A 12,833-nucleotide genomic window follows, 5' to 3' on the forward strand; every position below is an offset into this window, starting at 1 on the left:
TTTTCAAGTCTACTACTATTTTGATGCCTTTTTAAAGAAGATTCCAAAGCCAGAACAAAAATTTCGGGATGTTACAACGATAAAAAATGACCTTTTACAATATTTTTTAGACTTTAAAATGTCTTTTACCCATCTTGCATGGACAAAATTGTTGAATCCCCAAAACAATGAATAAAGCCAAGATTGCTTTTGTTATACCATCTTTAAGATCTGGAGGTGCTGAAAGAGTAGTATCCACATTATCAAATACACTTTCTAATGAATATGAAGTGCATATCATTTGCTTGGTAAGGACCATACCTTTTTATAAAATTCATAAAGGCGTCACTATACATTATTGCTTAGAAGAAAATAATAATAGTACTGGGATTGTTTCAGCAGTTGCAAATAATTTAAAACTGGTAAGAAAATTAATTACAATCATCAAACAGAACGGCATTCAGATACTGTTAGGATTTATCACTTCTGCCAATATACTTTCAATTATATCGGGAAAACTATGTGGCATACCTGTCATAATAAGTGAAAGAAACAATCCTAAGAATGACAGGATACCTAGCATGTGGAAAAAGCTTAGGGACTGGTTCTATCCTTATGCCAATTGGCTTGTTGTTCAAACGGAGGACACAAAAAAGTTTTATCAAGAAAAATTGAACATTAAAAGGCAGACGGTTATATCGAATCCAATTTCAACTGATTTTAAAGTTGAATTGGTTACTGCTTTAAAACAACCCTCAAAAGAAAACATCATCCTCAATGTTGGTAGGTTGCACCCTCAAAAAGCCCAGGATGTACTGATAGAAGCATTTTCAAAAACCAACAATAACAATTGGCAACTTCATTTGGTGGGAGAAGGTGAAAGAAGAAAAGAATTAGAGAGCCTTATTTCCAATTTAAACCTTCAAAAAAAAGTTCATCTTGTTGGTAGGGTTGAAGAAATTCAGAAGGTATATGACCGTGCTAAAATTTTTGCTTTCAGTTCAATTTATGAAGGCTTCCCGAATGCATTGATAGAAGCCATGTATTTTGGTTTGGCATGTGTATCCACAAATTGTCCCACAGGCCCTTCCGAATTAATCGAAAATGGTGAAAATGGGTATTTAATAAATGTAAATGATACTTCGGCTTTAACCAAGAAACTCAATGTTTTAATGGAAAGCGAAGAAATTAGAATTTCTTTTGGACAAAAAGCACAAGAAAAAGTTTCTAAATTCAATGCAGAAAATATTGCACAGGAATGGTCCCATATAATTAATCATTGTTTAAATATCCAATAAGGTTGTGCTTTCTACGCTAGTAAATAAAATTCAGGGACTCTTAAAAAACAAGGTAATTGGCAACATATTGATTGTTGGTTCCGTTACTTTGTTCATTAAGGGATTGGGGTTTTATAAGGAAACATTGGTAGCTTCAAATTTTGGGCTTTCAATGATTCTCGATACATTTTTTATCGCCTTTTTGATTCCGGGGTTTATCCAAAATGTTTTCTTACAATCTTTCAACACAGTTTTCATCCCAAACTATATATCTGAAACGAAATCAGAAAACAACAATATTGGTTCTTTTCAAGCAATGGGGTTTGTTACTTCCATATTAGCGGCCACCCTGTTCTCTCTTGTTGCCATACTAGGCACTGATATTTATCTTGAAGCCTTTTTCCCAGGAAAAGAGGATTTTTATTACGATTTGGTTAAGAGCCAATTTTACATTATTCTTCCCAGTTTATACTTCTGGGGATTATCTTCAATTCTTGCCTCCCTTTTAAATATAAATAATGAATTTGCATATTCTTCTTTTCGTGGGGTTTTTATAGCGATTACGACTATTGTGGCCTTGCTTTTTTTTAGAGAAACTTTAGGGGATATGTTGTTGGCTATAAGTACACTAATTGGTTCCTTTTTTGGTTTTATATATCTATTGATCATATGTTTGCGCAAAAATATTATTAAACTATCCTCCCCAGATTTTAGAAGCCGAAACGCAATTATCATGTTTAAACAAATCCCCGCAAAAATAACATCAAGTACTTTTGCTGGTTTGCATGGGGTTGTCGATCAATTTTTTGCTGCACAATTAGCAATAGGATCCATTGCTGCTTTAAATTATGCTCTAAAAATTCCAGCTTTTGCTATTGGGATCCTCGTAATAGCCATGAACAATGTATTACTGCCATACTTTTCCAAATCGGTATTGGAAAATCGTGAAAAGGCATTCGAACAACTATTTAAAATTCTTAAAATAATCTTTGCAATAAGTACGGTAATTGCTGTTGCGGGAATCCTTACTTCAGATTTTTTTGTGTCCCTCTTTTTTGAAAGAAACGAATTCACTTCTGAAGATTCCATTTTAGTATCTGGATTACAAAAAATCATATTGATTTACATTCCTTTTAAGATATCAGGAATGCTGTTGGTTAATTTTTTAACTAGTATCAATAAAAATTCCTACATGGCAATAGTTTCGTTTGTTAGTATTGTCCTGAATGTTATATTGAATTTTATTTTAGTGAAACCATATGGAGTGTTCGGAATAGCAATAGCAACTACTGTTGTGGTAATCTTGAGAAATCTAATTCTTTTTTACTTTACCAAGGTACAGAAAAACAAGGCTTATAATATTGAATCATAAAATCTTAGCTTTGCCCAAATTCTCTAATACCAAAAAACCTGTTTAATCTAAGTGAAATTTTCAAACTCAACTGTCCACCTCTCATCAATTTGATGATTTTAGAAAGGTTGTTCAATTACTTATAATGTATCATTGAAAAACACGTATAAATCGAACGAATAAATGTATTTCAAGAAGAATGCATTGTTCCCAAAGTTATTTCCATAATGGTTTTTTAATAATTGAATTGAATCTCTTATCAATTTTTTATTACCATTTAACTCTTTTAATTCTTTAATTTTTCTTATCAACTTAGTTTTGTGTAATATATATCTAGACTGTGTCAATAAAAAAAACAGTAAACACCATTATTTTTGAATATTAATTAGTTACTTCATAATGTAACTATGTTAATATTCGAAAAGTACTGCTTGGAAATTATGTTATTGAAGATTATAAAATTGCTTGCCTTATTCTTGTTGTTATGCAACATACCGAGTTACATGTTGGAATATTTTGGGCCAAAATTTGGCTCGATCAGTAGTTATCTTACATCTTTACTTTTAATAATCTTCTTTTTTTTCACAAAAAAGAGCAAACCTTTATATCCTTTTATATACCTAGGTCTACTATATTTCGCCTTCGCATCTTTTAATTATACAGATCCCGATATAAACAATTTTTTTTTAAAAGAATTGATCAGGTTTATGGTAGTTGTCATATGTGGAGCGGAATTAGCTAGAAGTTCAAAGTATAAAGAACTATATTTTATTCTTTTAATAGGTGCAATTAGTATTATTGTGAATGCCCTAATTTTTCCAACTGCGCAAGCAGGACATTTTCAGGAAAACTACGGGAGATTCAGTGGTTTTTATTTAAATCCAAATACAGCTGGCAGTATTTGCTTAGTTGGTTTCGCAATATCTTTTTCCATAGCTAATCGAAATTTAAAATTAATAGGTCAATTTTTATTGACCCTGGCCGGTATACTTACTTTTTCCAGAACATTCATTTTGATTTGGGTGATTATTAATTTGTTTGCTATACTCCAAAGTAAAAAAAACCTATTACTTCCTTTGGTTGGGACAATAGTGCTAATATTGATTTTTACATTTTCAAACAAACTCACCCTGAACGCAGAACGTTTTACTGCATTGAAAAGCATCTTTGGAAGCGAACAAGTTGACTCCAAAACAATTAATGAAGACTCGAGAACCCACACTTGGTCTTTATATTATGACAAGATTATGGACCGTCCTTTTTTTGGCAACGGATGGCGAAAATTTTCAGGAAGACCAGGTGGCTTGCCCGGTGTTCACAATACTTATTTATTAGTAATAGGAGAAGCTGGTTTTATACCCTTTTTTATTCTACTGGGCATTTATATATTTTTATTAGTTAAAAGTTTAAGAGGATTTAAGATTAGACCCGAATTATTTTATATAAGTTTAGTAATTTCTCTCACTTTAATGGCTTCTCATACGTACTTTTCCAATTTTTATTTAATTTTTCTTTCGATGTTCGTTTTTGCAGAATTGATCAAATCCCCCCACAATTCTTTGGTTTCAAATACGAATGATGATACCATTTCAATTAGCACTATATAACCATACTGAAAAGCATAATAAACAATTAAATATCATGGCAGATATTCCAAATTCTATTTTAGTTTGCTCTAAAATCTCCCGGAATTAAACATGAAGTTGATACTAAATTTAAAAAATACAAGTTAGTTAAGATATATTTTTTCGTCCTCAACTATGAAAAACTTTTATAAAAAATTTATTCGAAATACATATTTGGCCAAGTTTATCCGTAACATCTATTATTGGCTGAAACAAAGGCTAGTTCCTGAAAAAATATACACTATACACAGGCATAAAAAAAGAATGGGGAAATCACCGGATCTAAATGACCCAAAGACATTGAATGAAAAAATAGTCTGGTTAAAGCTTAATGACCGCACCCCTTTGCATACAAAATGTGCTGATAAATATGCAGTTCGTGAATATGTTAGCGAAAAAATTAGCGATGATTATTTGGTTCCGCTCTATTACCATACCGTAAATGTCAAAGATATAGTACCTAAAAATTTACCTGCACCACCATATATTATTAAAACCAACCATGATAGCGGAGGAGGTATTTTTGTTTATGATACATTACAAATTGATTGGGACCAAGTTCAAAAAAGTTTAAAAAAGCGCTTAAAACATAATTATTATTGGGAATCCAAAGAATGGCAATATAAGAACATAAAGCCTAGAGTAATCGTTGAAAAATTGTTGCTTACTGAAGCAGGAAAAATACCTTTTGATTATAAGCTCCATTGCTTTAATGGTAAAGTTATCACCATACAGGTTGATATGAACAGGGGTACGGAGAATCATTTTCGAAATTGGTACGACATTAACTGGAATAGGGAACCTTTCAAATGGACCGCGATAAAAGACGGCAAAAAAACAGATCCTAGCGATTATGATATAGAAAGACCATCTACATTGGAGGAGATGATTAGACTGTCCGAGTTATTGGCAGCACCTTTTTGCTATGTTCGTGTAGATTGGTACGATGTTGATGGCCAATTATACTTTGGTGAACTTACCTTTCATCATGATGGAGGTAATAGCCCCATAGAACCAAGTGAATGGGATTTAAAATTGGGTGAAAAACTTAATTTAATCAAGCATTAACCATTCAGGCAATCTAATTTTCTTTCTTAAACTTGATTAATTAAAGTGTATTTTGGCTTCCCAAGTTAATACAGTTTATTCAAGAGGATATAAGTTATAAAATTGAATGCTAATTGATTTAGGTCAATTTACAAAACCATCATGATTCATTAAATGAGATACATTTATTTATTATATCGAATATCCGTAACGCTTTAATAAAACGAAAGAATAATTTACCCTATCTCAAATTAGCCATTCCCTATCAAGATTTAAATACTTCTCTGATATCATTGGGGGAATGAATTAAATTCAGTTACTCTACAGGATAACTAAATTTTTCTTCAAAATGGGTTCAAATACCGACAATTCTTTCAACCCACTTATACCTTAATCATTTGATCAGTTTTATTTAACTTGATCTTAACTACTTTGTTTGAAAATGTTAAAGAAATATGTATTTCATCGAATAAAAAATTCATTAACATCCACAATTCAATCTTCGGCGTAAGTACCTTCATTAAAAAAGATGTATTTCATCGAAAAAAAATAGTGTTTTACCGATTTTATGAAGAAGAGTAGTATTTTAGTTTCCCAAATCAATTTTATTATTAACCCCTTGACCTCTTGTTTGATGGCGCCCCACAAAACCATTCTGCACAAGCTTATGTTTTTATTATGTTCAATCCTGATTCTTTCATGTAGCAAGGACAGTGATTTGTTTTCTGATACTATAGAAGAGCAAATCGTTAATGAAAAAAATAACACTGGGGTAAACTCTAATGAATTTAAACCTGTAGATGATGAGTATACCATCAATGCCATAAACACGGCCTTTCTTTTAGCAGTATTAAATAACGACAGTATTCCCGAAAATGTAGTGGTAAAAATTGTACAAACAACAGCACCACAGGATGGCGAGTTGATAATCAATGAGGATAATGTGCTGTCTTACACTCCAATTTTAGATGACAACAAAGGGAGCGGAGATGTTGTGTCCGACGAGTTTACCTATACAGTTGAAATTTCCGATGGAGATATGACGCAACAGAAGCAAGCTTCTGTAATCGTAAGAACACAATACTCTGATTCTGACAAAGACATGGGGGCTTTAAAGGCATTCCCTTCCGCTTTTGGCCCTGGTTCAATAGCAACTGGTGGTAGGGGAAAGGCTCTGGCAATCGTAAACACTCTGGATCCGTACGCAACGTTGACCCATCATGCCAGTAATGGCAGCAATGACGAGTATTATACAGGTGGTTTTTTCACTGCCCTGCAAGAAGCTAATGTCGGTTATATTGTTTTTGACGTTTCTGGAGATATACATTTGGGAGATATTGGCCGAGGATGGTACGATGGTTATAAAGGTGTGAACAACAAAACTGTATTTGGCCAATCTGCGCCTAAAGGAGGAATAACCATTACCGATAGAAGTCTACGATTTGATGGAAGTACAGGAGACAATAAAAATTTAATATTCAGATATTTAAGAAGTAGACCCATTTATGACAGGAACGGTGTTGTCACTTCCGAGGACGACGCCTTTACATGGGGATTATTGTTTTACGGCGGTGAAGATATCATTGTAGACCATTGTTCTTTGTCTTTTGCACAGGATAAAGCAATAGGCGCCTACATTACTGAAAAACATGCCGCCAACGGAACAGGTTTAAGAAACCTTACTTTTCAACATAACTTTATACAGGATTCCAACACAGGGGCATATGTAGAGATTAACCCAAATAGGGAAGGTGATCCGGAAAACTTTGTTGATGCGATAAGTTGGCACAGCAACGTTTTTTCCTCCGTTAATAGAACGCCCAATCTGGCATTTAACGGAAGGGCAGAAAAAATAAACAATATTATTCACAATAGCCCATCTAAAAATAGTATTACTTATCATTCCCTTTTATTGAATTCAGTAGGTAATTATTATCAAAGGCAAGGAACTACGCCCGATAAGATTAGGTTAGATAGAGATGCTAACTCAGGAAATCCATTGGTGTATACTGCGTTAAACGTGTTTAATGGTACTGTTGGTGGAGTTGATGTTAATTTACAAGGTATCAGCGGTGAAGACAATTCCGCGATGTGGTCCCTTCAGGATGCCTCAATTTCTGCACCATCAGTTTATTTCACACAGGCCGAACACAGTTTTGGGTTTCCAAATCCTGTGAACGTACTTTCTCCTTTTGAAGCCTTTGATAACTTGGTCTCCAATGGGGATGTAGGGGCCTTTAAATATTTGGATGACAATGGTTATGTTCAAACCTACCGTGATTCCTTTGATTCAAGTCAATTAAGTATTGTACAAAACAATAGCTATTACCAACCTAAAAACGTCTCAAATTGGGTATTGCCTGAAATCCCCCACAATACCAGACCAGATTCCTATGACACGGACAAAGACGGTATGGCAGATGCATGGGAAATCCGAACTTTTGGTAACCTGGAACAAAGTTACAGGGGTGATTTTGATGGCGATGGGTACACCAACATTGAAGAATTTATGTATCAGGTTGATTTTGATTAAAACTATTGCTTAAAACATTAATCTGCCCATATATAATTATGGGCATTTTTTTTATTGGTAATTTCTGTATTGAATTTGACCAAACCCCGTGGTTCATATCCCGCCTACTTAAAATATTTTACCGCCCAACAAAATAGATTCTGCTGATCCTCGTTTATATTTGAAATATTTGATCGCAATAAATATTTGAAATGCTTTTCAACTCTACAGAATTTTTAATCCTTTTCGTATCTGTTTTTATTCTTTATTGGATTCTTCGAGACTATAAGCATCAAAATGTTCTGTTGTTAGTTTCAAGTTATATTTTTTATGCATGGTGGGATTGGAGGTTTTTATCATTGATATTGATCAGTTCTATAATTGATTATTCGGTTGGCTCCAAAATATATGCAGCCAGAACAAACCGAGTAAAAAGAAATTGGCTTCTTTTAAGTCTAATATCCAATCTTGGGTTATTATCAGTTTTTAAATATTACAATTTCTTTGTTGATTCATTTGCAGAGTTAGCAAAACTTTTTGGATGGCAGCCCAATGACCTAACCTTAAATATTATACTCCCTGTTGGTATAAGTTTTTATACTTTTCAAACTTTAAGTTACACCATAGATATTTATAGAGGTCAATTTAAACCCACACACAACTTCATATCCTTCTGCACTTATATTGCACTTTTTCCACAACTAGTGGCAGGACCTATTGAAAGAGCATCAAATCTTTTACCTCAAGTTGAAAGACCTCGAAAATTCAAAAAGGAATGGTTCAATGAAGGCCTAGTGCAAATAACCATAGGTTTCATCAGAAAAATAGTTATTGCTGACACACTGGGAGTATATGTTGACACTATTTATGCCAATACTGGAATCTATAATTCAACCTCAATAATATTAGCTACCATATTCTATGCTTTTCAAATATATTTTGACTTTTCAGGTTATTCGGATATTGCCATAGGAACCGCTAAATTGCTAGGATTTAAATTTAATCAGAATTTCAACCTTCCTTATTTTTCAAGTTCATTAACAGAGTTTTGGCGAAAATGGCATATGTCATTATCCTATTGGTTAAGAGATTACCTGTATATATCATTAGGCGGAAACAGAAAAGGCATAAAAATCACCTATAGAAATTTGATGTTAACCATGCTCCTTGGAGGGCTCTGGCATGGTAGTTCCTGGAATTTTGTTATTTGGGGAGGCATTCATGGAACAGTTTTATGTGTCGAAAAATTTTTAAATTCCAAATCTCTATTTACTTCAATAAGAAAAATTAAATTACTTGGTTTCAGTTTTACTTTCTTGGTTGTATTATTCGCTTGGGTATTTTTTAGGGCACAAACCTTTGATTCAGCAATAACGGCAATAAAACAGATTCTTACTTTTTCATTTGGGCCACCATATATCGGTAATATTAGCGTTATGGTCAACTCAATTCTTGTTTTGGCAATTGGTTTATTAATTGATTTTTATTTAAAATATAAAGATATTCCGCTCGAAGAAGTTGGAAGAAATTACACGCCTTATAAATTATCCTTTATCATTTCAATTCTGGTAATATTTATATGTTTGTTCTATTCAACATCACAAAACTTCATCTATTTTCAATTTTAATTAATATGGGTAGAAAAAAAACTATTTATGTTTTTAAAATCATTATATCGTTTTTGGCTATTTCATTTATAGTTGACAAAGCAGCGTATTTCTTAATGAACAGAGTAAGTGATGAAGTATATAGTGGGCAAGGTATAGGCAAATTGAATCAATACCTTAAAACCAAAAATAATTATGACTTTATTGTTTTTGGTAGTTCTAGGGCCAACCACCATGTTAACCCAAATAAAATTTCAAAAAACTCTTATAATATGGGGGTTGATGGCACTATGATAGCCTACTCTCATAGTCTAATTAAAGTATTGCCCAAAAAAAAACAAACTATTCTTCTCCATATTGATCCTTCAAATGCTTTTTCTAAAGATTATGTGGGGGAAGATATTAAAGCCCTAAAATCAAAGTACAATCGTAACAGCATTATTACAAAAAATATAGATCAGTTAAGTCAAAACAATGTTTTTCAGAAGTTTTACTGGTGCCTGGGGTATAATAAAATCGTCATCCCGATTTTTAAAAACTTTTTCTATCCTAAATATGACTATAGAAAATACGATGGCTATGACCCAATACATGTATCAAAAAGTCAGGAAAAAATTTTCAAAAAAATTTTAAATGAGCCTAAAACAGATGATTGTTTAGAAAATTATGAGATAAACAAACTATATAATAGTTTAATAGATGATTTAATCTTATTCTCAAAAAATAACAACAAAGAATTGATTGTTTTCAACTCACCGGTTTATTATGACTACTGTGAACAAGATAACATAGAGTTTAGAAAAATCATGAAAGAAAAGCAAGTAAGATATTATGACTTTTCTAAATTATTTCAAGATAATAACTCAATAGAATTTTGGAGGGACAGAACTCATTTATCCAGTATAGGTGCTGAAGTTTTTTCTGATACTTTGGCATTGAAAATATTATGACCCTTTCGAAAAAAGTTTGATGACTAAAAATAGTCTTTATGTTCTACAAAGGTCAAGTTAAAATATGGTCTAATAATTTAGTGTCATATCAATGAAAATTCATTTTTAAAGCAGTCTATTTATACATTTTTTCAAGGAGCATCTTTTCATTTCATAATGAATAAAATAAATTCATTAGAACAAATATTTCATACTTTACTTCGTTTAATCCTTAGGTTGTTCAAAAAACAACTTAAAATGCCAATTTGGTTAGGTACTTACTAGCTAAATTTGAACCATATTATTTTTTTCTATGCGTAAAAAATATAAAGTTTTTTTTGTGATTCCCTCGCTCCGGGCCGGTGGAGCAGAAAGGGTCATGTCCTTTGTAGCTCAAAACCTAAGCCAAGAATTATTTGAGACCACCCTAGTGGTTATAGGAAGTAAAAATGATTACTCCTACCCCATCGATACTATAAATCTCGTTTTTTTGGAAAAAAGTAGAGTTTTACACTCCTTTCTACCCATATTTTCGCTCTTACGAAAACAAAAACCGGATATTGTCATCAGTGCCATAGGACATGTTAATGCAATTATGGCATTTGAATCAATCTTTTTTAAAAAAATCATTTTTATTGGCAGGGAAGTCAATGTTATCAGTGTTCTTTCAAAAATACAATCTTCTAAAAAATGGTTTTCATTCATAGACTTTACCAAATATTCATATAAACTCTTGGATATCATACTTTGTCAATCCAAAGATATGGCCAATGATATGCAGATGAACTTTGATGTATCATCCAAAAAAATAAGGATAATAAATAACCCTATATCCGAGTCATTTGTACCAAAAAAACAAATGCCCAACAACACTGTTCCAAAATTTATAACAGTTGGAAGTTTGGTTGAAAGAAAAGGTCATATGAGAATTTTAAAAGCACTTTTAAAGTATAATGAGCCTTTTGAATATACGATGATAGGAGATGGGAATAAGGTCGAGGAGGTTTTGAATTTCGCTAAGGAAAACAACATAGGGGAGAATGTTAAACATATTCCATTCACGAAAAATGTATCGGATTACCTTAAAAAATCAGATATATTCTTGCAAGGTTCCTATGTTGAGGGCTTCCCGAATGCATTGCTTGAAAGCTGCGCCACAGGTACGCCGGCAATTGTATACAAAGCCTTGGGAGGAATTGATGAGATTATCGAAGAAGGCGTCAATGGGTACATAGCTGAGGACGAAGTTGAGTTTGTTGAAAAATTAAATTTGCTTTTGAAACAAAAATTAGAACCTGAAGTTGTCAGTTCTTCTGTAATGGAAAAATTCAATAGTCCTAAAATTTTGAAAAAATATGAAAACCTCTTTTTGGAACTATTACAAAAATAAACTATGAAAGTTTTACAACTCATAAATTCTTTGGGAGCTGGAGGAGCAGAAAAACTACTGGTTGATGCCGCAATAACCTATTCAAAATTGGGTGTGGATGTGGATATCCTATTGCTTAAAAATGTAGATTCCCCTTTTATTTCTAAGTTAAATGATTACCCTAGCGTCAATGTGTTTTCGTTGAGCAGTACAGCCAGTGTGTACAATCCATTCCATATTGTGAAACTCCGGAAATACTTTTCGAAATACGACATTGTGCATGTTCACTTGTTCCCTTGTTTGTACTGGGCGGGTATAGCCTCCATGTTGGGTAAAAAGCCTAGGCTGATCTATACTGAGCACAATACGACCAATCGAAGAAGGGACTCCAAACTATTTAAGTTTTTGGACAAGATCATTTACAAAAAATATGATGAGATTGTGAGCATATCCGATTCTGTCGATGAAAACCTCAAAAAACACTTGGGTAGCTCTTTCAACAATATTACCAAAATCTACAATGGCATAGACCTTCAAGAAATAACGGAAGCTAAACCCTACCAAAAGAAAGAGTTGGGACTAAAAGATGACAATGTTGCTCTAATGCAGGTTTCCAGTTTCACCGCTCAAAAAAACCAGAATTTCTTAATAAGGTCCTTAAAAGAACTTCCCGACCACTATGTTTTATTATTGGTCGGTGAGGGAATCTTAAGAAAGGAGTCCGAGGATCTGGCCAAAAATATTGGAGTAGAAAACAGGGTTCATTTTATGGGGGTAAGAAAAGATGTGCCAAGATTATTAAAAAGTGTTGATATCGTAATTCTCTCCTCACATTTCGAAGGGCTTTCATTATCAAGTGTAGAGGGTTTGGCATCAGGACAACCTTTTATGGCTTCCGATGTTCCCGGTTTAACCGAAGTGGTGAAAGGTGCTGGGGTCTTATTTGAGGATGACAATGAAAATAGTCTCATCCCTGAAATTAAAAAATTAGCCGAAGATCTGGAATACCGTAATGTTGTAGCTTCAAAATGCCAGGAAAGGTCAAAAACATATGATATTTTAACCATGTGTAGACAATATCAGGTATTATACCAAAAAAATAATTGAATTACGGTCAAAACTATAACCTTTGACGAG

General features: G+C 33.0%; 9 protein-coding genes. All 9 read left to right on the top strand.

Annotated elements, in window-relative coordinates:
- Positions 1-167: 167 nt before the first annotated feature.
- The 9 genes from J0X13_RS06400 (at position 168) to J0X13_RS06440 (ending at position 12,803) form a co-directional block, all read left to right on the top strand.
- A complete protein-coding gene (locus J0X13_RS06400) occupies positions 168-1,277 on the top strand; it encodes a glycosyltransferase family 4 protein (RefSeq protein WP_207070589.1) in 1,110 nt (369 codons plus the stop codon).
- A gap of 4 nt (positions 1,278-1,281) precedes the next feature.
- Positions 1,282-2,628: a murein biosynthesis integral membrane protein MurJ gene (murJ, locus tag J0X13_RS06405; RefSeq protein ID WP_313786483.1), complete on the top strand. Its 1,347-nt coding sequence runs from the start codon at positions 1,282-1,284 to the stop codon at positions 2,626-2,628.
- Between the two features lie 686 nt (positions 2,629-3,314).
- Complete coding sequence (locus J0X13_RS06410) at positions 3,315-4,214, top strand: O-antigen ligase family protein (protein ID WP_207070590.1); 900 nt, start codon at positions 3,315-3,317, stop codon at positions 4,212-4,214.
- Between the two features lie 153 nt (positions 4,215-4,367).
- Entirely contained in the window at positions 4,368-5,300 is a 933-nt protein-coding gene (locus tag J0X13_RS06415; protein ID WP_242535625.1) for an ATP-grasp fold amidoligase family protein, read from the top strand.
- Positions 5,301-5,847: 547 nt separating this feature from the next.
- A complete protein-coding gene (locus tag J0X13_RS06420) occupies positions 5,848-7,812 on the top strand; it encodes an Ig-like domain-containing protein (protein ID WP_207070591.1) in 1,965 nt (654 codons plus the stop codon).
- A gap of 284 nt (positions 7,813-8,096) precedes the next feature.
- Positions 8,097-9,419 carry an MBOAT family O-acyltransferase gene (locus tag J0X13_RS06425; protein ID WP_242535626.1) on the top strand — a complete coding sequence of 441 codons (1,323 nt, stop codon included), beginning with the start codon at positions 8,097-8,099 and terminating at the stop codon, positions 9,417-9,419.
- A gap of 5 nt (positions 9,420-9,424) precedes the next feature.
- On the top strand, positions 9,425-10,348 hold the full coding sequence (locus tag J0X13_RS06430; protein WP_207070593.1) for a hypothetical protein: 924 nt from the start codon (positions 9,425-9,427) through the stop codon (positions 10,346-10,348).
- 319 nt (positions 10,349-10,667) lie between these two features.
- Positions 10,668-11,717 carry a glycosyltransferase gene (locus J0X13_RS06435; protein ID WP_207070594.1) on the top strand — a complete coding sequence of 350 codons (1,050 nt, stop codon included), beginning with the start codon at positions 10,668-10,670 and terminating at the stop codon, positions 11,715-11,717.
- Positions 11,718-11,720: 3 nt separating this feature from the next.
- Positions 11,721-12,803, top strand: a complete 1,083-nt coding sequence (locus J0X13_RS06440) for a glycosyltransferase (RefSeq protein ID WP_207070595.1) — start codon at positions 11,721-11,723, stop codon at positions 12,801-12,803.
- The last annotated feature ends 30 nt before the right edge of the window (positions 12,804-12,833 follow it).

The sequence above is a fragment of the [Muricauda] lutisoli (nom. illeg.) genome, from assembly GCF_017313105.1.
GTDB lineage: Bacteria > Bacteroidota > Bacteroidia > Flavobacteriales > Flavobacteriaceae > Flagellimonas > Flagellimonas lutisoli.

What these genes read in the sequence shown, in the direction of transcription:
- J0X13_RS06400 (WP_207070589.1), top strand. Translation starts at nt 168, where the DNA reads ATGAATAAAGCCAAGATTGCTTTTGTTATACCATCTTTAAGATCTGGA.
- J0X13_RS06410 (WP_207070590.1), top strand. Translation starts at nt 3,315, where the DNA reads ATGGTAGTTGTCATATGTGGAGCGGAATTAGCTAGAAGTTCAAAGTAT.
- J0X13_RS06415 (WP_242535625.1), top strand. Translation starts at nt 4,368, where the DNA reads ATGAAAAACTTTTATAAAAAATTTATTCGAAATACATATTTGGCCAAG.
- J0X13_RS06420 (WP_207070591.1), top strand. Translation starts at nt 5,848, where the DNA reads ATGAAGAAGAGTAGTATTTTAGTTTCCCAAATCAATTTTATTATTAAC.
- J0X13_RS06430 (WP_207070593.1), top strand. Translation starts at nt 9,425, where the DNA reads ATGGGTAGAAAAAAAACTATTTATGTTTTTAAAATCATTATATCGTTT.
- J0X13_RS06440 (WP_207070595.1), top strand. Translation starts at nt 11,721, where the DNA reads ATGAAAGTTTTACAACTCATAAATTCTTTGGGAGCTGGAGGAGCAGAA.